22 protein-coding genes, 1 rRNA gene, 1 other RNA gene and 1 riboswitch are annotated in these 26,733 nt (G+C 44.2%); of the genes, 18 read left to right on the top strand and 6 right to left on the bottom strand.

From position 1 onward, the window contains the following. The first annotated feature begins 88 nt into the window (after positions 1–88). Complete coding sequence (locus KQI91_RS14925; RefSeq protein ID WP_216393556.1) at positions 89–4,057, top strand: leucine-rich repeat protein; 3,969 nt, start codon at positions 89–91, stop codon at positions 4,055–4,057. A 54-nt stretch (positions 4,058–4,111) separates the two neighbouring features. Here the strand turns inward: KQI91_RS14925 and KQI91_RS14930 are convergent, their stop codons facing one another. After that, entirely contained in the window at positions 4,112–6,088 is a 1,977-nt protein-coding gene (locus KQI91_RS14930) for an EAL domain-containing protein (protein WP_216393557.1), read from the bottom strand. Positions 6,089–6,125: 37 nt separating this feature from the next. Beyond that, the gene (locus KQI91_RS14935) at positions 6,126–6,344 is read right to left on the bottom strand and encodes a FeoA family protein (RefSeq protein ID WP_216393558.1); all 219 of its coding nucleotides are present in this window, start codon (positions 6,342–6,344) and stop codon (positions 6,126–6,128) included. Between the two features lie 146 nt (positions 6,345–6,490). Beyond that, positions 6,491–6,566: riboswitch (cyclic di-GMP riboswitch) on the top strand. A gap of 178 nt (positions 6,567–6,744) precedes the next feature. On the opposite strand from KQI91_RS14935, the gene KQI91_RS14940 reads away from it, so the two are divergent. Then, positions 6,745–9,543 carry a transporter substrate-binding domain-containing protein gene (locus KQI91_RS14940; RefSeq protein ID WP_216393559.1) on the top strand — a complete coding sequence of 933 codons (2,799 nt, stop codon included), beginning with the start codon at positions 6,745–6,747 and terminating at the stop codon, positions 9,541–9,543. A gap of 201 nt (positions 9,544–9,744) precedes the next feature. On the opposite strand, the gene KQI91_RS14945 is transcribed toward KQI91_RS14940, so the two are convergent. Then, positions 9,745–9,981 carry a helix-turn-helix domain-containing protein gene (locus KQI91_RS14945; protein ID WP_216393579.1) on the bottom strand — a complete coding sequence of 79 codons (237 nt, stop codon included), beginning with the start codon at positions 9,979–9,981 and terminating at the stop codon, positions 9,745–9,747. A gap of 160 nt (positions 9,982–10,141) precedes the next feature. Here KQI91_RS14945 and KQI91_RS14950 point away from each other — a divergent pair, with 160 nt between their 5' ends. Further along, a complete protein-coding gene (locus tag KQI91_RS14950; protein WP_216393560.1) occupies positions 10,142–10,633 on the top strand; it encodes a type II toxin-antitoxin system HicB family antitoxin in 492 nt (163 codons plus the stop codon). Between the two features lie 91 nt (positions 10,634–10,724). Beyond that, entirely contained in the window at positions 10,725–11,780 is a 1,056-nt protein-coding gene (locus KQI91_RS14955; protein WP_216393561.1) for a hypothetical protein, read from the top strand. Here the strand turns inward: KQI91_RS14955 and KQI91_RS14960 are convergent. Then, the gene (locus KQI91_RS14960; RefSeq protein WP_216393562.1) at positions 11,736–12,434 is read right to left on the bottom strand and encodes an anaerobic ribonucleoside-triphosphate reductase activating protein; all 699 of its coding nucleotides are present in this window, start codon (positions 12,432–12,434) and stop codon (positions 11,736–11,738) included. The genes KQI91_RS14955 and KQI91_RS14960 overlap by 45 nt on opposite strands. A 171-nt stretch (positions 12,435–12,605) precedes the next feature. Between KQI91_RS14960 and tadA the strand changes: the two genes are divergently transcribed. Continuing rightward, entirely contained in the window at positions 12,606–13,109 is a 504-nt protein-coding gene (gene tadA / locus KQI91_RS14965; RefSeq protein WP_216393563.1) for a tRNA adenosine(34) deaminase TadA, read from the top strand. 84 nt (positions 13,110–13,193) lie between these two features. After that, entirely contained in the window at positions 13,194–13,631 is a 438-nt protein-coding gene (locus KQI91_RS14970; protein ID WP_216393564.1) for a GatB/YqeY domain-containing protein, read from the top strand. 180 nt (positions 13,632–13,811) lie between these two features. Here KQI91_RS14970 and ffs read toward each other — a convergent pair. Further along, an RNA gene (ffs, locus tag KQI91_RS14975) (signal recognition particle sRNA large type) lies at positions 13,812–14,073 on the bottom strand. Positions 14,074–14,220: 147 nt separating this feature from the next. Between ffs and KQI91_RS14980 the strand changes: the two genes are divergently transcribed. From KQI91_RS14980 to KQI91_RS15015, 8 genes are all read left to right on the top strand, one after another. Further along, entirely contained in the window at positions 14,221–15,303 is a 1,083-nt protein-coding gene (locus tag KQI91_RS14980; protein WP_216393565.1) for a 6-phosphofructokinase, read from the top strand. A gap of 275 nt (positions 15,304–15,578) precedes the next feature. Then, complete coding sequence (dnaX, locus tag KQI91_RS14985) at positions 15,579–17,189, top strand: DNA polymerase III subunit gamma/tau (protein ID WP_216393566.1); 1,611 nt, start codon at positions 15,579–15,581, stop codon at positions 17,187–17,189. Positions 17,190–17,276: 87 nt separating this feature from the next. Further along, positions 17,277–17,633, top strand: coding sequence for a YbaB/EbfC family nucleoid-associated protein (locus KQI91_RS14990; protein ID WP_216393567.1), 357 nt, complete (start codon positions 17,277–17,279; stop codon positions 17,631–17,633). Beyond that, the gene (gene recR / locus KQI91_RS14995) at positions 17,633–18,232 is read left to right on the top strand and encodes a recombination mediator RecR (protein WP_216393568.1); all 600 of its coding nucleotides are present in this window, start codon (positions 17,633–17,635) and stop codon (positions 18,230–18,232) included. The genes KQI91_RS14990 and recR overlap by 1 nt, the downstream gene beginning before the upstream one ends. A gap of 38 nt (positions 18,233–18,270) precedes the next feature. After that, on the top strand, positions 18,271–19,362 hold the full coding sequence (locus KQI91_RS15000) for a LacI family DNA-binding transcriptional regulator (RefSeq protein ID WP_216393569.1): 1,092 nt from the start codon (positions 18,271–18,273) through the stop codon (positions 19,360–19,362). A 247-nt stretch (positions 19,363–19,609) separates the two neighbouring features. Then, positions 19,610–20,266 (top strand): fructose-6-phosphate aldolase, encoded by a 657-nt coding sequence (fsa, locus tag KQI91_RS15005; protein ID WP_022388574.1) that lies wholly within the window; start codon positions 19,610–19,612, stop codon positions 20,264–20,266. Between the two features lie 161 nt (positions 20,267–20,427). Then, complete coding sequence (locus KQI91_RS15010; protein WP_256444118.1) at positions 20,428–21,276, top strand: transketolase; 849 nt, start codon at positions 20,428–20,430, stop codon at positions 21,274–21,276. Further along, a complete protein-coding gene (locus tag KQI91_RS15015) occupies positions 21,264–22,202 on the top strand; it encodes a transketolase family protein (protein WP_216393571.1) in 939 nt (312 codons plus the stop codon). The genes KQI91_RS15010 and KQI91_RS15015 overlap by 13 nt, the downstream gene beginning before the upstream one ends. On the opposite strand, the gene yyaC is transcribed toward KQI91_RS15015, so the two are convergent. Further along, positions 22,186–22,743, bottom strand: a complete 558-nt coding sequence (gene yyaC / locus KQI91_RS15020) for a spore protease YyaC (protein WP_216393572.1) — start codon at positions 22,741–22,743, stop codon at positions 22,186–22,188. The two genes, KQI91_RS15015 and yyaC, sit on opposite strands and share 17 nt — an antisense overlap. A 162-nt stretch (positions 22,744–22,905) precedes the next feature. Here yyaC and KQI91_RS15025 point away from each other — a divergent pair, with 162 nt between their 5' ends. From KQI91_RS15025 to KQI91_RS15040, 4 genes are all read left to right on the top strand, one after another. Continuing rightward, positions 22,906–24,162 (top strand): LysM peptidoglycan-binding domain-containing protein, encoded by a 1,257-nt coding sequence (locus KQI91_RS15025; RefSeq protein WP_216393573.1) that lies wholly within the window; start codon positions 22,906–22,908, stop codon positions 24,160–24,162. A gap of 61 nt (positions 24,163–24,223) precedes the next feature. After that, positions 24,224–25,474, top strand: coding sequence for a DUF5711 family protein (locus KQI91_RS15030; protein ID WP_216393574.1), 1,251 nt, complete (start codon positions 24,224–24,226; stop codon positions 25,472–25,474). Between the two features lie 10 nt (positions 25,475–25,484). Next, positions 25,485–26,195 carry a CvpA family protein gene (locus KQI91_RS15035; RefSeq protein WP_216393575.1) on the top strand — a complete coding sequence of 237 codons (711 nt, stop codon included), beginning with the start codon at positions 25,485–25,487 and terminating at the stop codon, positions 26,193–26,195. Positions 26,196–26,655: 460 nt separating this feature from the next. Continuing rightward, positions 26,656–26,733 (top strand): 16S ribosomal RNA (locus KQI91_RS15040); the annotation flags it as partial.

Raw genomic sequence — 26,733 nt, forward strand, 5'->3', positions numbered from 1 at the left:
TTGCTTTGCGTTACATGTAGGGGAGAGAGTAAACTACATATAGAGAGATATGTGGTACTGAATAACAAATGAAGGAGAAAATAGAACTATGAAGTTAAAGAAAGTGTTGGCAATTGGTCTGTCAGCTGCAATGATCATGTCGGTGGCACCGGCAAATGTATATGCGCTTGACGATGCGGAACAAGACATTTTCACAGAGGATGCAGACATTTCTGTATATGAGGAAGGGGACGAAACAGAGTCATCGGCAGAGGTGGAAATGCAGGATGAAACAGAAGATGAAGAGTTGACGGAAAACAGTGAAGCAGAGATAGAAGAAGCGCAGACAGAAGAGGCACAGGAAAATGAAGTGGAACTGTTTTCTGATGGAGAGACTTCACAGGCAGAAATGCAATCTGCGGAAGTGCGTACAGTAACTGCGAGCGGTCAGGATGAGACAATCAACTGGACCCTGTATGAGGATGGAGAACTGGTAATTGCGGGAACTGGTGAGATGCCATATTATTCAGAAACGACAGCTGCTCCATGGAGAAAATATCGCAAGAATATCGAACGGGTTACGATGAAAGACGGGGTAACAAGTATTGGCGGGTATGCTTTTTATGCATGCTATAAAATGACCGACATTCAGATTGCAGATAGTGTAACTTTCATTGGATCCAGTGCGTTCGATGGGTGTACAAATTTAAAAAGTGTAAACGTGCCACAAAGCGTATGGAATATTGGCGACCGTGTATTTTATGGGTGTGCAAGTCTGGAAAACGTAAAAATAGAGGGAGAAATAACAAGTACAGGTTTTGATGCTTTTTACAATTGCAATAATCTTGTGAGTGTGCAGTTACCGGAATCCATAACAAAAATAGACAGCAGTGCATTTTGTGGCTGCAGTAAGCTTGTAACGATAAATATTCCAAGTAAGGTAACAGAGATAGAATTTAGTGCATTTAGTGGATGCAGCAGTCTTGAAAGTATTGTAATTCCGGATGGGGTAACAAATCTTGAAAGTGGTGTTTTTAGTGGATGCAGCAGTCTTGTCAATGTAGTGCTGCCAAGTGAACTGGCAGTGATAAAAAGTAATACGTTTAGCGGTTGCAAAAAGCTAAAAAATATCGAAATTCCAGAGGGAGTAGTTAAAATTGAGGAATCTGCATTTAGTAATTGCAGCAGCCTTGAAAAGATATTGATACCAGAAGGTGTAACATCAATAGGGGGATGGGCGTTTAGTGGATGCAGCAGTCTTGCAGCGATTGAATTTCCGGAAGGAATAAAAAAAGTAGAATCAGCAGTGCTTTCTGAATGCAGCAGCCTTACAAATGTTGTCCTGCCAGAAAGTGTGACAGAAATAGGATCGTCTGCATTTAGTGGATGCAGCAGTCTTGTGAATATTACCTTACCGGAAAGCGTGACAGAAATAGAGGAAAGTATATTTTATAATTGCAGCAGCCTCGCAAGTGTTAATATCCCAGCGGGGGTAACAAGTATTGGAAGGAATACATTTTGGAGTTGCGTCAGTCTTGAAAGTATTGTAATTCCAGATGGAGTAACAAGTATTGGAGAAAGTGCATTTTATAATTGCAGAAGCCTTAAAAGTGTTGAGATTCCAGATGGAGTAACAAGTATTGGAGGTTATGCATTTTATGTTTGCAGCAGCCTTACAGATATTAATATCCCGGAGGGAGTAACAAGTATTGGAAGCAATGCATTTAATGGATGTAGCAGCCTTACGGATATTGTACTTCCGGAAAGTGTAACAGAAATAGAAGAATCTGCATTTTATGTTTGTGAAAGTCTTAGAAATGTTAAACTTTCGAGTAAATTAACCACAATAGGAAGAGAGGCTTTTTACAGTTGCAGCTTCGAGACAGTTGAACTTCCTGACACATTGAAAGAAATAGGATCATCTGCTTTTGGTCATTCCTTAAAAATAATCAGATTCAGAGGTTCTAAGGAACAATGGGACAGTTTAAATTACCAGAACGCTTATGGTGCAAAAGTGTATTACAATTATGATCCACAGCATGCTCATGAATATGAACAGGAAATCATAACAGCCCCTACCTGTGAGGAAAATGGAAGTGCAAGATATACGTGCAAATTATGTGGAGAAGAATATACAGAAGAAGTACCGGCAACGGAACATACAGAAGTAATTGATAAGGAAATACCTGCTACCTGTGAAGAAAGTGGAAAGACGGAAGGAAGTCATTGCTCGGAATGTGGAACAGTTTTAAGGGAACAGGAAGAAATCCCTGCGACAGGACATACAGAAGTGATTGACGGGGGAATTCCAGCAGGCTGTGAATATGTAGGAAAAACAGACGGAAGCCATTGTTCCGTATGTGGAAAGGTCCTAAAGGAACAGGAAGGAATTCCGCCGACAGGGCATACAGAAGTAATCGATAAGGAAATTCCTGCGACCTGTGAAGAGAATGGAAAGACCGAAGGAAGTCATTGTTCGGTATGTGGAAAGGTATTAAAAGAGCAGGAAGAAATCCCGGCGACGGGACATCGTGTTGTAGTGGACAGGGAAATCCCTGCGACCTGTGAAGAAAGTGGAAAAACAGAGGGAAGTCACTGCTCTGTATGTGGAAAAGTATTTCAGGAACAGGAGACTATCCCTGCAGTCGGACATAAACGGGTAACGGTAGTGACGGAGCGTGCAACCTGTGAGGAAACGGGAGAAGCTTACGTATACTGTATCGCATGCAAAAAAGTTCTGGAAGAGCAGACAGAGATTCCGGCAAAAGGCCACAAAGAGGTAGCGGATGAAGAAGTCCCGGCAACCTGTGAGAAGAGTGGAAAGACAGCCGGAAGCCATTGTTCGGTATGTGGGAAAGTGCTCAGCGGACAGGAAGAAATTCCGGTTACAGAACACAAACGGGTAACAGTCGTGACCAAGCGTGCAACCTGTGAAGAAACAGGGGAAGCCTATGTATACTGTATCGCATGCAAAAAAGTTCTGGAAGAGCAGACAGAGATTCCGGCAAAGGGTCACAAAGAAGTAGCGGATGAAGAAATCCCGGCAACCTGTGAGCTGAATGGAAAGACAGCCGGAAGCCATTGCTCGGTGTGTGACAAAGTACTCAGCGGAAATGAAGAAATCCCGGCAACAGGACATACCTGGGATGATGGAAAAGTAACGACGGCAGCTACCTGTACAGAAGAAGGCGAAAAAACTTACACCTGTACAAGCTGTGGGGAAACAAAGACAGAAAAGATTGATAAACTGCTGTTTGTATCCATAAGCGTGGATGAAGAAGGCGTGCTGTCCGGAGAAAAAGTAGGAATCACTGCCGAGGCAACCGGCGGAACCGGAAGATACACCTACAAATTCATCGTATGTGATGACAGAGGAAACTGGTACAAGTTGAGAGATTACGGAACCGCCAGCACCTATATCTGGCGTACCGGAACCGCCGGCAAGAAAATTCTGTATGTGGATGTCAAAGACGGTGCGGGAAATGTCAAGAGAGCAAGTCTTGCATATGAAGTAAAGAGCAATGAGATGAATGTCAGCTTCACTGCAGATCCGTCCGGAAGTGTCGTTTCCGGAAATGAGGTAAAACTGAATGTGCAGGTAACGGGCGGAACAGGAAGGTATACCTACAAATTCATCGTATGCGATGACAGAGGAAACTGGTACAAACTGAGAGATTACGGAACAGAGAGCACCTATACCTGGCGTACCGGAGCAGCCGGCAAGAAAATCCTGTATGTGGATGTCAAAGACGGCGCGGGAAATGTCAAGAGGGCAAGCCTTACATATGAAGTAACAGACAAAAATCTGACAGGTGTGTTCACGGCAGATCCGTCCGGCAGTGCAGTCAGTGGAAGCAACGTACAGCTGAGCGTCAAAGCAAGCGGTGGAAGTGGAAAGTATACTTACAAATTCCTTGTTTGTGATGATAAAGGCAACTGGTACAGACTCAGAGATTTCGGCGCATCCAGTACCTATAGCTGGAAAACCGGAGCTGTTGGAAAGAAGACCTTATATGTAGACATAAAAGACAGTGAGGGAACTGTGAAGAGACTCACAATGGCATATGAAGTAAAATAGACAGATTAAAAAAGAGGTCGTCTGATCATTCGTTGATCAGACGACCTCTTAATATTATATCGCTTTCTGCATCTGCATTACAGTTTCAAAATCTTTAATACACATCGGGCGGTAGTAGAGAAATCCCTGGATCTCATTACAGCCTTCGTTTTTAAGAAAATCTGCGATCGTTTCTGTTTCCACACCTTCACATACGATTGTTTTGTTCATGCGTTTCAGCATATGGAACATTTCTTCAAGTACGATTTGTGCGTTTTCATTCAGGGAATCACCGAGGAACTTCCGGTCGATCTTGACTTCATCAAAACGCAGGTCTTTTAATGTGTTTAAAGATGAATATCCCGATCCGAAATCATCCATGGAAATCTGGATTTTCTGACGCTGAAGAGTATGGATTACCTGATTGACTGCTGCTGTATTGTTTACATAAGTAGATTCCGTGATTTCAAAAGTAAGCCTGGACGGTGCAATCTCATATTGCCGGATCAGTTCCTGGATCTTGTCAATAAAGACCTGCGGCTGTTCAAAATGCAATGGAGAGACGTTTAATGAAACACGGAAATTATCCGGAAGGAACTCCCCGGCAGTGCGGAGCCACTGAAATGTCTTTTCATAAACGTAATAATCCAGATCAATGACAAATCCGTTTTGCTCAAACAGAGGAATATAAACAGCCGGCGACAGGAACAGTCTGCCATCACGCACCCAGCGGACCAGGACTTCTGCACTGGAGATCTTTCCGTTTTGCGGAAGCACTTTTGGCTGGAGATAAATCCGGAATTCTCCATTTGCGACTGCCTGATGAAAAGAGTGCAGGATTTCTGCCTGTACCTTTTCCTGCTGATCAATCTCCGGTGAATAGATGCAGCTGTGAGAAACCATTTTTTTGGCAATTCTTCTTGCTACATTGGCGCAGGAGATCATATTTTCAGGAGCGGCATCTTTGGTAATATAGCAGATTCCGGAATTTGTCCGGAAAAAACTGATATGGTATGTATTCTGGACGCGCTCGCAGATCCGACTGTCCAGTGCCTGGATTTCTTCCAGAAATGTATCCCGGCTTAATTCGGTTGTGTCGACAATGCTGACAAACACATCGGAAAAGAAACGTGCAGTAAACAGGGATGACGGCGCAGAAGCAAGCTCTTCATATACAATATTCAGGATTTCATTTCCGAGAGAATATCCGTACTTATCATTGATAAAATGAAAATTTTCCACATCGGTGGAAACCAGGGCGATGTTCTGTGAGGAAGCAGTGCCATCCTGAATCTGCTGGATCTTTTTTAACAGAAATTCTGAAGTAACAGTTGGGATGACTTTATTTGCAGAACTGCCTGGAACGGCAGGCTGACGCATGGCGTGAAGCTTTTTCTGTGCTTTGTCTTCATACATCTTTTTGTCTGCTGTCTGCATCAGATCTTCCATCATAAAATAGTGATTACGGTAGCTGACTTCATATCCGACTGCGTAGCTCAGAGGCAGACTGGAGTGGCTGTTGTATTCCTGAACCAGTTTGTCCAGCTGAGAGACCAGCTGTTTCAGATTTTCTTCGTTTGTATTTTCCTGGATCAGAACAAATTCATCACCTCCATAGCGGGCGAGAAAACTGTGTTCATTGAGAATACGCGTCAGACAGTAAGTAAAGGCCTGTATAAATTCGTCTCCTTTTTCGTGGCCAAACGTGTCATTAACATATTTCAGATTATTAAGATCAAACATCATGACACCAATATCGAAGGTATCAGGGCGGCTGCTCAGTTCCTGGATTTTTTTCTCCAGGGACTTTTTGTTATGTACTCCTGTAATGTCCCGAAAGGCATTGACCAGCAATCGGGAGAGCATCTCACGCTGGATCAGGATCAGCACAACGATGAAGATCAGCAGAATTGAGGTAAGCTGAAACAGGCGATGGATCGGAGGACTGGAAAGAGGCAGCTTTCTTGAAAGATAGAGATTTGTAAACAGAAGTGCTACCATAATGCCAAGTGTGAGTTCGCACAGGTAAAGAATGTTTTTACTTTTTTTCATAGTTTCGTGGCTCCTTGAAAGATAGATGTTGCAAGTATTATTCCGTCTGCACGATGATCATTTTGGCAAGTTCTTTGCTGATTCCAATCTTACTTTCTTTGACACGGATCACGTAGTAGCCAAAAAAGGAAGAAAGAATACAGATGGAAGTATTTTCTACAAGTCCGAGAGACTCGAGATAATGACGCTGATCTTCCGGACCACAGATTTTTTGTATGATATAGGGCATATTAATATCTGCAAGATTAAGTGGCATAATTTTACTCCCTGCTATAGTTTTTAAAATTGATTAGACGCAACTAACATTATAGAGGATTGACGGAAGGTGTCAATGCTTTTTTGCAAAAATATGTGATACTTGTTGACAAAAATTTATGCATGGGTATACACTGAATATAAGAAAATAAATACGGGCAAAGCAGTCGAAAGGCTGTGACGCAAAGCTACAGGGCCTGTGAAATGGCAGCCAGTTGCATAAATATAGGAAGCAATATAAGAAAGTACTATAGGTATGTGTCACAATCTATAGTGCTTTTTTTGTGTCAAAGGAAAGTATCCCGTAATGTCCTATAACGCAAATGAGGCATACAGTTTCCCCATGTTGAAACACAGGCGGTCAGTTTTGCCATGCATATGTCAGGGAAAGGAATGGGATCATGAACAAAAGAATAACGGCAGCGATACTGGGACTGCTGCTTTTCGTTTTATCCATATATCCGGTGTCCGCGTCGTCTATGACGCAGAACGAAACGCCGGATTACAAGGTCGCATTTTATGCATTTGACTGTTATCATATGCAGGATGAGAATGGCAAGCGGACTGGTTATGGATATGAAATGATGCAGGGTGTCTCCAAGTATTTGCAGTGTACCTTTTCCTATGTTGGATATGATAAATCTGCAAATGAATGCGAAGATATGCTTCGAAGTGGTGAACTGGATATTTATACCGCAGCCAAAAAGACTCCGGAGCGAGAAAAAGAATTTGCATTTTCTACGCATCCGGCGATTACTTCTTCTACATGCATGAACGTAAAAGTCGGCAATAACAAGATCATAGCGGGAGATTATTCCACCTATGATGGGATTCGCGTAGGACTCCTCAAACGTCATACATATAACAATACTTTTTTGGACTTTGCAAAAGAAAAGGGCTTTGACTGTGAAATCATTTATTATGAGACTCCGACAGATCTGACCAATGCACTGATCAATGATGAGGTAGATGCCCTCGTCAACAGTTATATCCGCATACCGGAAGATGAAAAGATCATTGAAAATTTTGGAGAGACGCCATATTATATCATGGCACGAAAAGAAGACCAGACTCTGATCGATCAGCTGGATTATGCGATTGACTGTATGAATGTAGAAACTCCAAACTGGAGAACAGAATTATATAACAAATATTATGGTTCTGAAGAAGCCACCACGGAATTTACCGAAGAAGAGCAGACACTTCTGGAAGAATTACAGAAAAACGAAACGGTGATCCGTGCCGTGATGAATCCGGATGCAAATCCATATTCCTGGTACGAAGATGGGGAAGCGCATGGCATTGCTGCGGATATCTTCCGGGCAACAGCCAGAAAACTGGGACTTAAGCATGAAATTGTGCCGGTGAGCACAAAGGAGGAATATTTCGAAACACTGGAAGCCGGCGAAGTTGATATCTGGATGGATCAGGAAGGATATTACGAGGATGAGCAGTCACAGAAATACAAGATCACAAATCCTTATCTGACTTCTACGGTATCTGTCCTGCGTGCCAGAGGAGCTTCCGAAAAAATAGAAAAACTGGTAATAAAAAATGACGATATTGCTGTAAAAGAAATCATTTCTTCCGTCTGGCCAAAAGCGGAAGTGGCGGTGGTTGATACACCTCAGGAATGCAGACAGGAAGTCCTGAACGGTAATGCAGATGCGGCTCTTCTTATGTCTTATACGGCACAGAAGCTGGCACGAGATGACATGCAGAATCGTTTGAGGGTAGACATTGTGCCGGGAGCACAGATGCAACTCAAAATGGGTGTCAATGCCAATGATGACTGTCATTTTTACGGATTATGGGAAAAGGCACTGGCAGATGTTGCAAACACCATGAGTGCAGAGATCGTGCAGGATTATCTGGAACAGACAGCGACTCCGACGATGATGGAGTATCTGTTTGATCATCCGTCATATCTGATCGCACTCTGTGTGGGTGTTTCTCTCCTTCTTCTTATGGTGCTTCTGTATGTGCAGTCGGTAAAGAGTCGGAAAAAGGAGCAGGAGATTTCACAGGAACTTGCGGAGGCACTGGAAAAAGCAAAAGAGGCGACGGAATCAAAGCAGAACTTTTTTTCCAAGATGAGTCATGATATCCGGACTCCGCTGAATGTTGTGCTTGGTATGACGCAGGTGGCAAGAAAATACAAAAACGATACTTCCAGACTGGAAAAAGCACTGGACAATATTACAACAGAAGGCAACTATCTGCTGGTGTTGATCAACTCAATCCTGGATGTAAATCAGTTGGAGCATGGAGCGATCGAACTGAACAACATGCCGTTTAATCCGGCGGATTGTCTGGATGAAAGTGTTGAAGTCCTTCAGCCGCTTGCAGATAAAAAAGAGCAGGAGCTGACCGTGCAGTGTGATCATGCAGACCGGGTAGTTCTTGGCGATGTGAATCGTCTGAAGCAGATCATCATAAATATCGTGTCCAATGCGATCAAATATACAAATGCAGGCGGACATATAGAACTGCGCCTGGAATGTCTTACGGATCATCGGTATCGCTTCAGCTGCAAAGATGACGGAATTGGTATGACAAAAGAATTTGTGCAGCATATCTGTGAAGATTATGCACGGGCAGAGGACAGCCGTGTATCCAAAACACAGGGAACCGGGCTGGGCATGTCCGTTGTAAAAGGTTTTACAGATCTGATGGGCGGAACGCTCAGGATTGAAAGCGAGCTTGGAACAGGTTCTGTCTTTATTGTTGAGATTCCATTTCCGGATGCCTCAGAAGAACAGAGAGAAATGATCCTGCATCCTGTGACAGAAGAGGAAGATGGAAAGCCATTATACACAGGCAAAAAAGTGCTTCTGGTAGAGGATAATGTGCTTAACGCAGAGATTGCGATGGAACTTCTCCAGAGTATTGGACTCGCGGTGGATTGGGCAGACAATGGAGAAGTGGGAGTAAAACGTTACGAAGCGTCTCGAAACGGCGAATATTTTGCTGTCTTTATGGATATGCAGATGCCGGTTATGGATGGCGTTGAAGCGACCAAAGCAATCCGTCGCAGCAGTCGAAGTGACAATAACATCCCGATTTTTGCGATGACAGCAAATACATTTGCAAGTGACCGGAAGGACTGTCGTGAGGCGGGAATGAACGGATATATTCCGAAGCCGGTAAGCATCAGGGATATTACAGAGACACTGAACGGAAATACCAATCAATTATAAAATACAGGATCATTTTGGATAAATGAAATGATTATCCGGTTGTTGCTGCAAGGCAGTAATGACCGGATTTTTTGACTTTATAAGAGATTGTTTCGTAATGCTCCAATAAAGTAAAAATAAGAATGGTTTATGCGAAAATAAAAGATAGTGCAAACTGGGCTATGGATAAAGAATATATCTGAAAAAAATGAAAGACAAAATTTATTTTAAATCTTTGAAAAAGTCACCCACTTCACAGTGAAAGATTTCTGCCAGAGCAACCAGCTCGCTGACTTTGATATTCATACGGTTGGTTTCAATCTTGGCATAACTGCTTTTGGAGATCGGAATATCCATCAGATTCATTTTGGCAATTACCTGATCCTGGGTGAGCTTACACTGGTAACGCATCTTCTGGATGTTGCTGCCAATGCTCATATCCATTCTGATCTTTTGCATCATAATTTCTCCATATTCTAATATTTCGCAATAAAGAAATATCTATGTATTGATGATAGAGAAGAATTTCGATATAATGTTTCGTAATAAGGAAACATTTGCCGACTGTAAAAGAAGCAGAAAATAACGAGATTCGGAAGGATGTATGGGGGAGCAACAGATGGATAAGGATTGGATAAAAGCAGTGACGCAGCTTTGTATGATGGCACAGAACGATTTGGGCTTGAAAAGCCGGGTTATGGACTATGTATACTGGATGAAAGATGTCTATGGACTGCAGTCCGGTCGTTTTAACAGGCTTTATGAAAAATGGCTGCGTACTGGAGAGATTGATGAAAGCATGCGTCAGACGGGGGCACTGGTAAATGAACTGCAGCTTCCGCTGTATCACAGAGGCGTTGCAGGAATGTGCCGGATGCTTCACGAGGGGATTCTGGACAAAGAGACTTTCTGTGAGATTCTGTGGGAGGAACCATATGAGATCCGTGCGGATAAAGAAACAGGGTATGTTGGCTTTTACCCGCAGTTTCCCGGCTGTATCGGTTATGCACAGACAAGACAGGAACTGAAAAAAGAGATGTGGGAAACTCTGAAAAAATGGATCCCGCAGGCTTATATTTTTTGGAAAGAGAGCAGTATTCTTGAGAATTAACATTCTCGGGATACTGTTTTTCTGTATACGACAGGAATGTTTGAGGGCAGGACGCATATATATAAGTGATGTAAAAAACAGGAGGCTGCTTTTGGCTGAGTATCGGCGCTTTGTAGCATATGTATATGAGTATCAGAAAGAGAAAAAAGGAAGCAACTGCGGATTTGTAAAGGTAGAAGTGCGGGGAGAAGTATGCAGGATCGAACTGCATCTGCAATGTCCGGGCTTGCTGCCGGATTCGGAATGCAGAGTGTACGGGTTTGTACGAAATAAAGGACTGCTGGATGGATTTTTGATCGGAACATGCAGAACCATGGAAAACCGTGCAGAATGTATACTGGAAACTTCGGCAGAAAATATGGCAGAGAGTGAAAAAGCACTGAGTGAAATGAGCGGTATGATCTTTACGACAGATCAGGGTGGATTTTTTGGGACGGAGTGGGATGATGAAAGAATCCGGCCGGGTGATTTCCGGGTGATAGAGAAAAAAGATTTACCGGAGAAAAGAGAAGAGACAAAAATACCTGAGGAAGAAGAAGAGAAACCGCAGACATTGGAGGAAACAGGGGCAAAGGAGGAAGAAGAAAAACAGGAACCAGCAGAAAAGCCGGAAGAACAGAGAGATCAAACAGCAGAAGAGAAGCAGAAAATGAGCGAGGCAGAGAAAGTGCAGGAACTTCACACACAGTCTTTGACGGAAACACAGATTTCACAGCAGGAATCTCAGATCAGGGAAGAGATTCCGATACCTCCGAAGCAACATGACAAAAAAATGCCGCCGTCGGGCAGGCCTCTTCCGGGAACACCCTGCGAAGTTTTTGCGGATGGAGAACTGACGGACTGCCGCAAGATCTCCCCGCAGGATCTGTGTCGTCTCGGGCGAAGAGCCTGTATGCTGCGCAACAATCGTTTTGTACAGTATGGTTCGTATAATTTCGGACATCTCCTGTTGTGCAGGAACAACTGTGGGCAGCATGTCCTCGGAGTACCTGGGGGCTATGATCAGCAGGAACGTTTTATGGCAAATATGTTTGGATTTCCGTATTTCAAAGAGAGCAGGCAGATCCAGATCCCGGGTGGCAGGGGCGGTTACTGGTATCGTTTAATCGATTCCCCGGATACCAACCACAGGAATGGTCTGATGTAAAATATCGCGGAAGTGCTCCAGGTCTTCGAGAGAATAGCTGCTGAAACCAGGCTGCAGGACTTCTTCGGAGTCCTTGTAGGCCTGGAGATAGTAAGCCTGAGCACCTTTCAGCCACTGACCGATCTCTATGAAATCATTTTCGTTATGAAGCTCTTTTACGACGGTTGTCCGAAATTCATAATCCAGATTTGCGTGCAGGAGAAAATCGACAGTTTCCCGGACAGCATCCAGATCAGGGTGCAGCATACCTGTCAGAGACGGATAGTTGTCCGGACAGGCCTTGATGTCGACCGCTGCCATCTGAATCAGTCCGCTTTCTGTCAGATGTTTCAGAATATCCGGACGTGTTCCGTTGGTATCCAGTTTGACCGGATATCCGAGAGCACGTATTTTGCGGATAAAATCTTCCAGGTCAGAGGCGAGCGTCGGTTCTCCTCCGGAGATACAGACCCCCTCCAGAATGCCCTGTCTTTTTTTGAGAAAAGAGAGTACTTCTTCTTCCGAAATCGTTGGCTCATCTGCAGGATGCAGGACAAGGCCGCTGTTCTGACAGAACGGGCAGCGGAAGTTGCAGCTTCCGAGAAAAATCGTGGCGGCCACGCGACCGGGATAATCTAATAATGTTGTTTTATTTAAACCATGGATTGCTGGCATAGGATTCCTTTCTGCCGCTGCAAATGTCACAGCGAACAATTACGTAATTACTCTTTATTCTAGTTTTTCTTCATTGATTTTGCAACCGGCATTTACTATACTGAAAGCAGGTTCATGACTGTTCACAGAAACTGCTGTGAACAACGATAATACAATTTGGAGGAAATTTCTTTGACAGAACAGGAACGATTTATGAAGGAAGCGATCCGTCAGGCGAAGAAAGCACGCGCGCTCGAAGAAGTGCCGATCGGCTGCGTGATCGTTGCAGATGGAAAGATCATTGCAAGAGGATATAACCGCAGAAACACAGATAAGAATACACTGTCTCATGCAGAGCTGAATGCAATCCGCAAAGCAAGCAGGAAACTGGGAGACTGGAGACTGGAAGGCTGTACGATGTATGTGACGCTGGAGCCGTGCCAGATGTGTGCCGGGGCACTGGTACAGTCACGGATCGATGAGGTGGTGATCGGAAGTATGAATCCCAAGGCAGGGTGTGCCGGATCAGTGTTGAATCTTCTGGAAGTGGACGGCTTCAATCACAAAGTAAAGATCACCCGGGGCGTTCTGGAAGAAGAGTGCTCTACGATGCTGTCAGATTTTTTTCGTGAATTACGTGAGAAGAAAAAACGTCTCAAAATGCTGGCAAAACAACAGGCGGAACAGGCAGAGTGAGGCACAGCACCCTTGTTTTTTGCAGAAAAAGTGTTATATTTATTTCAGTTGAATAAATAACAAACCACGAGGAGGATTTTGAAAATGACACTGGAAGCATTAAGAAAAGACATGGTTGCTGCCATGAAGGCAAAAGATAAGACAACAAAGGATGCGGTTTCCGCACTTGTATCTGCAGCCAAAAAAGCAGCGATCGATGAAGGATGCCGTGATGATGTTCCGGAAGCACTGGTTGACCGTGTGATCCTGAAAGAACTCAAAACTGTCAAAGAACAGCTGGATACCTGTCCGGAAAACCGTGATGATCTGCGTGCAGAATATCAGGCAAGATATGATGTGATCGTAAAATATGCTCCACAGCAGATGAGCGCAGATGAAATCCGTGCTTATCTGGAGGAAAAATTTGCGGATGTACTTGCAACCAAAAACAAAGGTCAGATCATGAAAGCGGTCATGGGAGATCTCAAAGGCAAGGCAGACGGCAAGCTGATCAACCAGGTTGTTGCTGAGATCTGCAAATAAAAATGAAGAAAAAGTCTGTAATTTAGCCGACAGACTTTTGTAAATATAACCTAAATTTTAAGCCCAAAAGAAAAAGACCGGAAACAGCGATGAAGGGAAAACCTTCCGCATCCGGTCTTTTTGCATAAAAAAATACTCTGACGACAACACTGTCATCAGAGTATGGAAACTTCTTCTTTTCCGCGCGCCGCACTTCGAAATGTTCCCATGGACGTTACCTCTACAGTTAACTCGGCCCAGGCACCCTCACGGCACACAAGAGCTTCTGCTTAGTGCTGCTACATTCCTGTCCTGACACGGTTCACAGATTCCTGTTGCGTGAGACCCAAACGTCAACGCCACTTATAAAGGGCAGCTCCACAGGAGACAAACCTCAGATTGGCATCACCCCTGCTGTAGCGGATTGCAGGTACAGGGCACCGCTATCTCCCCGGCTGCGCGGACTTTAAGTATAGACGATTTTTGAATACTTGTCAAGTAGGGGTAAAGTATTATATAATAGAAATCAACATACGATGTTGCAGGAAGAGCAACTTCAGCAGCACGTGCCACTATGTGCGCAGCACGCACAGTAAGGAGGAAATGTACGATGATCAAAAGAATTGGTTTATTAACAAGCGGTGGTGATTGCCAGGCGCTGAACGCAACTATGAGAGGTGTTGTAAAAGCGCTGTCCAACGCAGTGGAAGATCTGGAAGTTTATGGATTTGATGATGGATACAAAGGTCTGATCTATGGAAAATATCATATGCTGACAGCAAAGGATTTTTCCGGAATCCTGACCAGAGGTGGTACGATCCTGGGAACTTCCCGTCAGCCGTTTAAGCTGATGAGAGTACCGGATGAAAAGGGTCTGGACAAGGTTGAGGCAATGAAACAGACTTATTACAAACTGTGTCTGGACTGCCTGGTTATCCTTGGCGGCAACGGAACACAGAAGACTGCCAACCTTCTGAGAGAAGAGGGACTGAACATCATTCATCTGCCGAAGACCATTGACAATGATATCTTTGGAACAGACATGACTTTTGGATTCCAGAGCGCAGTCAATATTGCAACCAACGCGATCGACTGCATCCATACGACTGCAACATCCCACGGACGTGTATTTATTGTTGAGATCATGGGACACAAAGTAGGAAGCCTGACTCTTCATGCGGGTATCGCAGGTGGCGCGGATATCATTCTGATCCCTGAGATTCCGTATGACATCAAAAAGGTATGCGCTGCGATCGAAAAGCGCAACAAAGCAGGCAAACGATTCACGATCCTTGCTGTTGCAGAAGGCGCGATCTCCAAAGAGGACGCAGAGCTTCCAAAGAAAAAATACAAAGAAAAACTGGAAGCCAGATCAAAGAAATATCCGTCTGTTTCCTATGAGATCGCAGATCAGATCAACAAAGTCATCGGAAGTGAAGTACGTGTCACCGTTCCGGGACATATTCAGCGAGGCGGCGAACCGTGCCCGTATGACCGTGTACTTTCCACAAGAATCGGTGCAGGTGCCGCAGAAGCAATCCTGGATGAAGAATATGGAATCATGATCGGTGTCATCAATGGCAAGATCAAAAGAGTTCCGCTTGCAGACTGTGCGGGCAAACTCAAAATGGTTTCACCAAAAGATCAGATCGTCAAAGCTGCGAAGCAGATCGGTATCAGCTTCGGAGACTGATAACAGAGAGTAAAAAGAATGTAACTGTTCACAGGTAGTATCCCGCGAGGTGTTTTGTCATGAACATGGCAAAATCCCGAGACATACGAGGCAAAATGCTATCACCGAAGGTGATCTGGAATGCATCTTGACTTCGTTACTGTGAACGGAGTAAGCAGTAACGAACGACCGCCGCGGGAGTTTTTCCTGCGGCGGCTTAGTGCCTGAGGATATTTTACGGTAAGACAACATTTTCCGGATAAAAGATTCCCGGGGCACAGGAGAGGAGTGTATTCATGAGTTATACTGCCCTGTACCGAAAGTTCAGACCAGATAATTTTGCAGATGTCAAGGGGCAGGATCACATTGTGACCACGCTGACAAATCAGATCAATGCGAACCGTATCGGACATGCATATCTTTTCTGCGGAACAAGAGGTACCGGTAAAACAACGGTAGCCAAGATTCTGGCGAAAGCGGTCAACTGCGAACATCCGGTCAACGGAAGCCCATGTAATGAATGCGAAATGTGCAAGGCAATTCAGGCCGGTACTTCTATGAATGTGATCGAGATCGATGCGGCATCCAATAACGGTGTAGACAATATCCGTGAGATCCGGGAGGAAGTGACGTACCGCCCGACAGAGGGCAAATACAAAGTGTATATCATCGATGAGGTGCATATGCTTTCTACAGGAGCGTTCAATGCTCTGCTCAAGACACTGGAAGAGCCGCCGTCTTATGTGATTTTTATCTTGGCGACGACGGAGGCACACAAGATTCCGATCACGATTCTGTCCAGATGTCAGCGATATGACTTTCACAGGATTACGATCGATACGATCGCGGCACGACTTTCAGAACTTCTGAAAGTAGAAGGGGTGGAGGCAGAAGAAAAGGCAGTCCGCTATGTGGCAAAAGCCGGAGACGGTTCCATGCGAGATGCACTGAGCCTTCTGGACCAGTGTATTGCTTTTTATCTTGGTCAGACATTGACCTATGATAAAGTGCTGGATGTCCTTGGCGCGGTAGATACAGAAGTGTTCAGCAGGCTTCTTCGCAAGGTGCTCGCCGGAGATGTGACATCTGCGATCCGTATTCTGGAAGAACTGATCGTTGGAGGAAGAGAACTGAGTCAGTTTGTCGGAGACTTTACCTGGTATATGCGAAACCTTCTTCTTGTCAAGACTTCCGATAATCCGGAGGAGGCAATTGATGTTTCTTCAGAGAACCTGAAACTTCTCAAAGAAGAGAGTGAGATGACGGACAGTGATACCCTAATGCGATATATTCGCATTTTTTCAGATCTGTCCAATCAGATCCGCTTTGCGACACAGAAGAGAGTTCTGGTAGAGATTGCTTTGATCAAGCTTTGCCGTCCGGCGATGGAAACCAATCTGGATTCTGTTCTGGACCGTATCCGTGTACTGGAACAGAAGATAGAAGAACGTCCGGTGCAGCAGGTAGTCGTGCAGAGCGTTTCCGGGCAGGACAGTGCAGCTGCGGTGGTGCAGGAAGCACCGAAACCACCACAAAAGGCGGCCCCTGAGGATCTGCAGAAGATCGTGGCAAGCTGGAAGATGATCGTTGGCCAGACAACGGCAGCTTTTAAACAGGCGTTACTCCAGTCTGTTCCAAAATACAATGGAGAGACGGGGGAACCTGTATTATATGTAGAATTTCAGACCCCTCTTGGCAGGCTTTATCCGGATGATTCCGATGCAAAAAAAGAACTGCAGACGATCATAGAGCAGAAGCTTGGCAAGAGTATCGAACTTCATATGCTTGTGGCAGAAGACCATCAGCAGACCAATCTGACACAGATCACGGTCGACCAGGCAATCAGAGAAAATATTCATATGGATGTTGTGATCGAAGAAATGCCAGGTTCTGAGTCGGAGGAATGACCGGTTACAAACAAATAAAGCAAGAATCCCGCGCAGGCGGTTTTCATAAATAAACTATTAAAATCAATCATCAGGAGGATTTTTGAAATGGCAAAACGTGGAGGATTTCCGGGCATGGGAATGCCGGGCAACATGAATAACTTAATGAAACAGGCGCAGAAAATGCAGCGCCAGATGGAAGAAAACCAGAAGGCTCTGGAAGAAAAAGAATTTACAGCAACAGCCGGTGGCGGAGCTGTAGAAGTTACTATTTCCGGTAAGCGTGAAGTGACAAAGGTCAAACTTGCAGAAGAAGTTGTGGATCCGGATGATATCGAAATGCTTGAAGACCTGATCGTGGCAGCTACAAATGAAGCCCTTCGAAAAGTAGAAGAAGAATCAACAGCTGTTATGTCAAAACTCACAGGAGGACTTGGAAGCTTAGGCGGAGGCCTTCCTTTCTGATGGAATACTACAGTACACATATTAACAAGCTGATCGAGCAGTTGTCTCATTTGCCCGGGATCGGACCGAAATCGGCACAGAGACTGGCATTTCACATTATGAACATGCCGAAAGACCAGGTGGAGCAGCTGACCTCTTCGATCACAGGCGCGCGAGAAAAAATCCGTTACTGTAAAAAATGCTGTACGCTGACAGATCAGGAATTATGCCCGATCTGCAGCAACCCGAAGAGGGATGCCGGCACGATCATGGTAGTGGAGAACACCAGAGATCTTGCGGCGTATGAAAAAACCGGCAAGTACGAGGGTGTATATCATGTGCTTCATGGCGCGATCTCTCCGATGCTCGGAATTGGTCCGGATGACATTCGTCTGAAAGAACTGATGAAGCGTCTGCAGACAGAGGAGATCAAAGAGGTCATTATTGCGACCAACTCCAGTCTGGAGGGAGAGACAACAGCTATGTACATCAGTAAGCTGATCAAACCTACCGGAATCCGTGTAAGCAGAATTGCAAGTGGCGTACCGGTCGGCGGAGATCTCGAATATATTGATGAAGTAACACTGCTCCGTGCACTGGAGGGCAGAGTGGATCTCTGATCCGGATGTATCATCTATACAGAAAGAGAGAATGACGATTGGCAAAAAAGAAGGCAACTTCCTCACAGGTGGCGCAAAAAGCCGGAGTTTCACAGGCTACTGTTTCTATGATCCTGAATCGCAGGAGTAATGTTTCTTTTTCTGCCGAAACGGTGGAAAAGGTGGAACGTGCAGCCAGGGAACTTGGCTATGAGCTGCCGCATCGAAAGAACAAAAATACAACAAGAAAAGAAAAACTGATCGTTGTGCTGTGTCCTACACTGACCAGCCCTTATTATGTCCTTCTTCTTCAGGGAATCGAATCGGTTGCCAACGAAAAAGGATATGGTGTTTTTATCTGCAATACACAGAGAGATGCCGGGCTGGAAGAGAAGTATCTGCGGATGATCGGCACAATGGATCCGCAGGGAATCATCTATGCATGCAATCCACATCCTGATTTTCAGAAAAAAGTGGAAGAGCTGGCACGGAAGATTCCCCTTGTTATTATCAGCAACAAAGAAAAAACGACAACAGTGGATGCGATCAATCAGGATAATACAATGGTCGGCAGACTGATGGCACGTCATCTTCTGGATCTGGGTCACAGAGACGTGGCATTTATCACACCGCCGCTGACCAGACGGCAGTGGCAGCGTTCCAGAAGAATTGATGGTTTTGTGCAGGAATATGAAAAAGAAGGGTTGCAGGGACATGTGCTGATCAAGGCAGCAGATGAATCGGTGGACCGGAGACTGCCGAGAATGGATTCGGAATATTCCATGGGTTATCAGCTGACGATGGAACTTCTGAAAGAAGGCAGGAAATTCACGGCGATCGCCGGACAGAACGACATGATGGCACTTGGAGCGATTGATGCCCTGGAAGAGTCCAGGATCCGCGTTCCAAAAGATGTTTCGGTGATTGGCTGTGATGATATCTTTTATTCCGGCATCCGCCGCCTTTCCCTGACTACGATCGATCATTTTGTTGCACTCAAAGGCAGAGACGCCTGCGACATCATCATACGCAAGATCATGACGAATGATCAGTTTTATACCGGACTGCAGCCGACAAGTCTTTATAATATTGAATATACACCGAAACTGATCGCACGCAAGACAACTGCTTATGCAAATACCAGAAAATAAAATAAATATCTATGATAAAATTATTAATAATAATTCTGAGCGAATTCTTTGAACAAGGTTGAGAAAACAGGAATTCACAAGAGCTCTATCTACAAAAAACGTTAAAAAACGCATAGATTTATTTATAAATACTAAAATTATAAATAGAAAATTTATTAATAATTTTTAAGTCCCTTGACCTTGTTTGGGGTTCTGCTATAATGAACTTATCAAGTAAACAGAGCAAAAACTCAGGAGGGAATCAATTATGAGATTTTTTATCGACACAGCAAATGTAGACGACATTCGTAAGGCAAATGACATGGGAATTATCTGTGGTGTTACCACAAACCCGTCCCTGATCGCAAAAGAAGGAAGAGACTTCAACGAAGTAATCAAAGAGATCACAGAGATCGTTGACGGACCGATCAGTGGAGAAGTAAAAGCTACCACAACAGATGCAGAAGGTATGATTGCAGAAGGCCGTGAGATTGCAAAGATCCATCCGAACATGGTTGTTAAGATTCCTATGACAGTAGAAGGCCTCAAAGCTGTCAAAGTCCTTTCCAAAGAAGGAATCAAGACAAATGTTACTCTGATCTTTACAGCAAACCAGGCACTTCTTGCTGCAAGAGCAGGCGCTACTTATGTATCCCCATTCCTTGGAAGACTGGATGATATCTCCACAGACGGACTTCCGCTGATCCGTCAGATCGTTGAAATGTTTGAAGTTGCAGGAATCGATACACAGATCATCTGTGCAAGCGTTCGTCATCCGATCCATGTAACAGAGTGTGCACTGGCAGGAGCTGATATCGCAACTGTACCATACAAAGTTCTGGAGCAGATGACCAAACATCCGCTGACAGATGCCGGAATCGAAAAATTCCAGAAAGACTACAAAGCTGTATTTGGTGACAAATAATACATATTATACATTTTCGTAAATACAAGGTCAGGGTGCAGCGTGAATTTGATGAATGGATATCCTTGTACTTGACTAATGTCAGAATTAATTGTAGCATAAGCGTGTTATGGATTAACTATGAGCGAAATAGTTATTCTTCAAATTATCAAAAGGAGAAATTGAACATCATGGAGAAATTAGAACTTCAGAAAATTGCGAACGAAGTCCGCAAAGACATCGTGACCGCAGTTCATGCTGCAAAAGCCGGCCATCCGGGCGGGTCTTTATCAGCAGCAGATTTATTCACATATCTGTATTTTGAAGAAATGAACGTAGATCCAAAAGATCCGAAGAAAGCAGACAGAGACCGTTTTGTCCTTTCTAAGGGACACACGGCACCGGGACTTTATTCTGCACTTGCAGAGAGGGGATATTTCCCTAAAGAAGATCTGAAGACTCTTCGTCATCTGGGATCTTATCTGCAGGGACATCCGGATATGAAACATATCCCGGGCGTAGATATGTCCAGTGGATCTCTTGGACAGGGAATCTCAGCAGCAGTTGGTATGGCACTTTCTGCAAAACTGAGCAACGAATCCTACAGAGTATATACACTTCTTGGTGATGGTGAGATCCAGGAAGGACAGGTTTGGGAGGCAGCTATGTTTGCGGGCTTCCGTAAACTGGACAACCTTGTTGTGATCGTTGATAATAACGGGCTTCAGATTGATGGAAAAGTAGATGAAGTTTGCTCTCCATATCCGATCGATAAGAAATTTGAAGCATTTAATTTCCATGTGATCAATGTTGCAGACGGAAATGATATGGATCAGCTCAAAGCTGCATTCGATGAAGCAAAGGCTACCAAGGGAATGCCGGCTGCTATCATTATGAAGACTGTCAAAGGTAAAGGTGTTTCCTTCATGGAAAACCAGGCTGGATGGCATGGAAAAGCTCCGAATGACGAGCAGTATGCACAGGCAATGGAAGATCTGGAGAAAGTAGGTGAAGCATTATGTCAGAAGTAAAGAAAATCGCTACAAGAGCCAGCTATGGCGCAGCTCTGGTAGAGCTTGGAAAAGAACATGAAGATCTGGTTGTTCTGGACGCTGACCTTGCTGCAGCTACTCAGACAGGAATGTTCAAAAAAGAATTTCCGGAAAGACATATCGACTGTGGTATTGCAGAGTGCAATATGATGGGGATTGCAGCCGGACTTTCCACAACAGGCAAAGTTCCATTTGCAAGTACTTTTGCAATGTTTGCAGCAGGACGTGCTTACGAGCAGCTCCGTAACTCTGTTGCATACCCAAAACTGAACGTAAAAGTTGGTGCTACACATGGCGGTATCTCTGTCGGTGAAGATGGTGCTACACACCAGTGCTGCGAGGATTTTGCACTTATGAGAGCAATCCCTGGCATGGTTGTTATGAGCCCTTCTGATGATATCGAAGCAAAAGCAATGGTAAAAGCTGCTTACGAACATGTAGGACCTGTATATATGAGATTTGGCCGTCTGGCAGTTCCGGTGATCAATGACAGACCGGATTACAAATTTGAGATGGGCAAGGGTATTGTCCTTCGAGAAGGTAAAGACCTTACCATCGTTGCAAACGGACTCTGCGTGGCAGCAGCACTTGAAGCAGCAGAAAAACTGGCAGCAGATGGAATTGACGCAAAAGTGATCAACATTCATACTATCAAACCACTGGACGAAGATCTGATCGTGGCAGCAGCCAAAGAAACAGGCAAAGTTGTTACAGTAGAAGAACATTCTGTTATTGGCGGTTTGGGCGGCGCTGTATGCGAATGCCTCTCTGAGAAGGCACCGGTACCGGTGAAACGTATCGGTATCAATGATGTATTCGGAGAATCCGGCCCGGCAGTTGCTCTTCTTGAAAAATACGGACTGGATGCAGAGGGCATCTACAAACAGATCAAAGAGTTTGCATAAAAAAATCTGACTGAGGAATCATGAGCAGAATTCCGCCTGTGATCTGATCTGCAATGGAAATGACTGTGGACAGGCGGGTTGTCTGGAGCGTTAACTGTTCCAGCATTCCGGCGATATTGACGATTCCTGTAATGTGAATATGACCGACAGGCGGCAGTTTTTTATGAACGGCGGCACCTGGGTGAAGTGCACCATGAGCAATGGTCACGTAGCCCAGGTGCTTTTTTTGTCCGAGAGAGGCATCTATGGCGATGACCAGGCCAGTGGGATGACGCTGCTTTATGGTATGACAGGTTTCGATGAGATTGAGAGCATGGACCGGGTGCGTAAGCGTTCCGTAAGTGTATATGCCCGGATAATGGTGCGTGCTGAGTTGTTGACCGATATAGGGCCCGAGACAGTCACCGGTGACACGGTCAGAGCCGATGCAGAGAAAAATCAGTTCGGACCACTGTCCGGGATATTCGAGAATGCATTTCTGAAGTAGTGCAGAGATTTTGCGTGAACAGTCTCTGTGGTTTGCATTGATATAAAAAGTCATAAAAAATCCTCGCAGTTGTTTGTCCTGCTTTATTGTATCCGCTCATAAAATAAAATATGCACCCTGCAAAATATGTCGCCAAATTCTTGCGAATGCGTCTTACATTCTGCTAAATTCTGCGGTTTGCATATGCTATTCTGTTGCCTGAAGGGGTGATGAGATATGATAGAGGTTATCTACAAAGATGAAAAAAAGGAGACAGACGGAAAAGAAGGGGTATGGAATCTGCCAAGAAATATACGCCAGGTAGGGCTGCCGGGAGAGGAATGCAGGATCTATATAGAAGATTATGTATATACTTTTCTGGGGAAGGCAGCACTTGAACAAAATCAGGCAGAGAAAGATGGTCGTTTGGCAGTACTTACAGGGGAAATCAGATGGTATGAGGGTACAGCATATCTGTTTATAAAAGGTGCGTTGCTTCTTGATGGAGGAGAAGTGGCAGAAGATCATATAGAATTTGAAGATTCTGTATGGCAGAAAATGGAAGAAGAAACGGCAAAATATTTTTCCGGACAGGAAGTGGTGGGGTGGTTTTACACTCGGAAGTCCATGGCACTGGAGGTGCCGGAGGCCTTTCAGAGATTCCACCTGAAACATTTTGGCGCAGAAAAAGTACTGATGCTGATGGAACCGGGGGAACGGGAAGAAGCCTTTTTTCGATATGAAAATGGACGGATGCTAAAGCAGGATGGCTATTATATCTATTATGAGAAAAATACACAGATGCAGACATATATGCTGGAAAAAAGTCCGGATATCCGTACAGATGAGAGGGAGTCCGTACCGGATGATGCAGTGAAGGCTTTTCGAAAGATCATCAGAAAAAAGAATGGGGATGAAGGACAGGAAACGGAAGAAAAAACTTCCGTGTTTTCTTATGCGGCAACAGCGTGTCTGGCATTGGCGGTGTTGACAGTCGGAGTACAGTTTTATCAGAATAACTTCCGGACAGAAGTGGCGGAAACATCAACAGAAACAATTTCTGCGGCTGCGGAAGTAACTTCTGCAGTGACGCAGGCAGCAGAAAAAGTACGGGTAACACCAACTTCCGTATTACAAAAAGAGAGTACGCCGACGCCGATCATCCCGACAGCAACACCTGTACCGGAAGTGACACAGGCGACTGAGACACAGAACCAGATCTATAAAGAGGAGTCTGATATCAGAAAAGCAGAACGACGCGTTCAGCAATCAAGAGCAGAACAGTCCGAAAAAACGGACAGTGTAAATGGGAGCGGGGAAGTATCATCTGCTTCTGCAGGACAGGCATCTTATATGATCCGTCCGGGGGACACACTTTATCAGATCAGTATCTCGAATTATGGAACGATGGAAAAAGTGAAAGAAATCTGTGAGGCAAACGGCATTTCAGAAGATGATATTATTTATCCCGGGCAGATAATTGTATTGCCATAAAAAGTTTGCTATAATAAAACGGACCAGACGAAATACCAGAATACGTAAGGTAAGGATAAAAATGGCGAATATCATAAAAAAATTAAAAAGAAAACACAGGAAAAGAAAACAGCAGTATCAACGAGCGAAACTCGAACAGGAACAGAGAAAGCTTGCAGAAATGAGTCCGGAAGAAGCTTATCGCAGTCGACTGACAAAGCACAGGCGAACAGCGGTCAAAAAGACACTTTTGACTGTCGGGGCAGTTGTGATCGTGGTGATTCTCGTATTGTTCTATATAGAAAAAAGAAGTTATCACAATTACAAAATACTTTCTGCAAGTGAACAGGAAGATGTAGTATCTACCAATTATGTTGAAATGTCAGGCAAGATCCTGCGGTACAGCCCGGATGGGGCATCTTTGGTAAACAGCAGTATGGATACTTACTGGAGCAGCCTTTATGAGATGCAGAATCCGGTAGCGGATGTGAATGATGATTATGCGGTTATTGCTGATCAGGATGGTACTTTGCTGGAAATGTATGACAAAGACGGAGAGACCGGAAGCGTAACAACGTCCTATAATATCATTAAGGCCAGGATTTCTTCCAGCGGCATGGTGGCTGCGATTCTTGATGGTGGTGATTCTACATGGATCAATTTTTATGCATCAGACGGAAGCCTGATCGCAGAAAACCAGACGCACATTTCAGATCCGGGTTATCCGCTGGATGTGGCAGTGTCCAACAGTGGCGACATTATGATGGTAGCATATCAGTTTGTAGATGGAAGCCAGACGACGAGTTATGTTGCCTTTTACAATTTTGGAGATGTAGGACAGAGTGAAGACGACAGAATTGTCAGTGGCTATACGTATGACGGAGTAGTCGTGCCACAGATCATGTATCTCAGTGGTGATCGTGCGGTGGCTATCCGGGATGACGGTTTTACACTTTATAAAGGGCAGCAGATCCCGAAGGAAAGTACAACGATCAAGGTAGATAAAGAAATTGTCAGTACATTTTATGATGATAATATTATCGGGCTTGTATTTAAGAATGGAAATAAAGACAAACCATATACGATGAGAGCGTATTCGACAAATGGAACGATGAAGTTTGAAAAAGATTTCAACATTCCATATACATCGATCAAGGTTAGCGATGGAAGCATTCTTTTATATAACAGTTCACAGATTTGTGTGATGAACAGCAGAGGCGTAGAAAAATACAGTGGAACAGTAGATGGTACGATCAGTGACTTTATCAAGACTGGATGGAACAGATATCTGCTGATACTGGATAATGGTGTCGATGTGATCAAATTCAGTTAAGAGGTGAAAAATGAAAATAACATGGCTGGGAGTTGTTGCCATAGGTGTGTTGCTCTTGACTGGATACAGGGGATATCGAAGAGGATTTGTCAGAGAAATCCTCTCGTTTTTCTTTGTGTTTCTTACATTGGCGATCGCATGGGCGATGAATCCCTATATCAACGATTTCATAATGGAAAAAACTCCGGTATATACGCGTATTCAGGAAAGCTGTCAGGATCTGGTAAAGACACAGATGAATGAACAGGCGCAGGATAGCACGGAAGCAGATGAAAACGATTCGAATCGTGCGATAGAGAAGCTTGCTCTTCCTGACATCCTGCAGAAGAATCTGGAACAGAATAATACGACGGAGATGTATCAGTATCTTGCTGTGGATTCATTTGCAGATTATGTTACAGGATATCTGGCAAGAACGATTATAAATGGAATCTCTTATCTGATATCCTATATATTGGCAAATCTGATCTTACGGGTAGTAATGTGCATACTGGATGCAGTTACGGGTTTACCACTGATCAACGGGGCAAACCGGGTGACGGGTGGAATGATCGGCGTTGCCAAGGGATTGCTGTTTATATGGATTGCATTTCTGCTGCTGACAGTATTATGCAGTACTGAAATTGGAAAAAAAGGACTGGAACTGGTTGAACAGGATACTTTCTTGAGCGTACTCTACAAATATGATATCTTCGTAAATGTATTTGCAGATATTTTTTGAATAATTTTAAAAATATAGAAAAAACACTTGACTCAAATAAAACATAATGATATACTTTAATCCGCTTCGAAATGGAGCGGATTTTTCTTATTTTGATTTTTTCTCAATAAATAGAATCTGGTCGATTCTGATTGGAAAGAAATTAAAAAAGTTGAAAAAAAGTACTTGACATTCAGAGATGAATGTGATAAATTAAACGAGTTGCTGATGAGCAACGAAATCACAAAAGAGTTCGAAAAAAGTTTTGAAAAAACTTAAAAAAGTTCTTGACAAACGAAAGCGAACGTGATAAACTAAACGAGCTGTCGCAAGAGAGCAAAATAAAGAACCTTGATAACTAAACAGTGAAACACATACGATTCTCGAAAATTCTTTAAGAATCATCATTCAACAGAATGAACTTTTTATAAACAGTAAAGCGGGAAGATAGCCAAGTGTTGTCTGACCGGAATCAAACATTTTATCAGAGAGTTTGATCCTGGCTCAGGATGAACGCTGGCGGCGTGCTTAACACATGCAAGTCGAACGGGAAACCTAT

The organism is Blautia sp. MSJ-19 (assembly GCF_018918125.1).
GTDB lineage: Bacteria > Bacillota > Clostridia > Lachnospirales > Lachnospiraceae > Blautia_A.

Excerpts from the sequence above, each read along its gene's own strand:
- KQI91_RS14980 (WP_216393565.1), top strand. The coding sequence starts at position 14,221 with ATGATCAAAAGAATTGGTTTATTAACAAGCGGTGGTGATTGCCAGGCG.
- yyaC (WP_216393572.1), bottom strand. The coding sequence starts at position 22,743 with ATGACTTTTTATATCAATGCAAACCACAGAGACTGTTCACGCAAAATC.
- recR (WP_216393568.1), top strand. The coding sequence starts at position 17,633 with ATGGAATACTACAGTACACATATTAACAAGCTGATCGAGCAGTTGTCT.
- KQI91_RS15035 (WP_216393575.1), top strand. The coding sequence starts at position 25,485 with ATGAAAATAACATGGCTGGGAGTTGTTGCCATAGGTGTGTTGCTCTTG.
- dnaX (WP_216393566.1), top strand. The coding sequence starts at position 15,579 with ATGAGTTATACTGCCCTGTACCGAAAGTTCAGACCAGATAATTTTGCA.
- KQI91_RS15025 (WP_216393573.1), top strand. The coding sequence starts at position 22,906 with ATGATAGAGGTTATCTACAAAGATGAAAAAAAGGAGACAGACGGAAAA.
- KQI91_RS15030 (WP_216393574.1), top strand. The coding sequence starts at position 24,224 with ATGGCGAATATCATAAAAAAATTAAAAAGAAAACACAGGAAAAGAAAA.
- KQI91_RS14945 (WP_216393579.1), bottom strand. The coding sequence starts at position 9,981 with ATGCAAAAGATCAGAATGGATATGAGCATTGGCAGCAACATCCAGAAG.
- KQI91_RS14930 (WP_216393557.1), bottom strand. The coding sequence starts at position 6,088 with ATGAAAAAAAGTAAAAACATTCTTTACCTGTGCGAACTCACACTTGGC.
- KQI91_RS14990 (WP_216393567.1), top strand. The coding sequence starts at position 17,277 with ATGGCAAAACGTGGAGGATTTCCGGGCATGGGAATGCCGGGCAACATG.
- KQI91_RS14950 (WP_216393560.1), top strand. The coding sequence starts at position 10,142 with ATGGATAAGGATTGGATAAAAGCAGTGACGCAGCTTTGTATGATGGCA.
- KQI91_RS14925 (WP_216393556.1), top strand. The coding sequence starts at position 89 with ATGAAGTTAAAGAAAGTGTTGGCAATTGGTCTGTCAGCTGCAATGATC.
- fsa (WP_022388574.1), top strand. The coding sequence starts at position 19,610 with ATGAGATTTTTTATCGACACAGCAAATGTAGACGACATTCGTAAGGCA.
- KQI91_RS14940 (WP_216393559.1), top strand. The coding sequence starts at position 6,745 with ATGAACAAAAGAATAACGGCAGCGATACTGGGACTGCTGCTTTTCGTT.
- KQI91_RS14960 (WP_216393562.1), bottom strand. The coding sequence starts at position 12,434 with ATGCCAGCAATCCATGGTTTAAATAAAACAACATTATTAGATTATCCC.
- KQI91_RS14970 (WP_216393564.1), top strand. The coding sequence starts at position 13,194 with ATGACACTGGAAGCATTAAGAAAAGACATGGTTGCTGCCATGAAGGCA.
- KQI91_RS15015 (WP_216393571.1), top strand. The coding sequence starts at position 21,264 with ATGTCAGAAGTAAAGAAAATCGCTACAAGAGCCAGCTATGGCGCAGCT.
- KQI91_RS14935 (WP_216393558.1), bottom strand. The coding sequence starts at position 6,344 with ATGCCACTTAATCTTGCAGATATTAATATGCCCTATATCATACAAAAA.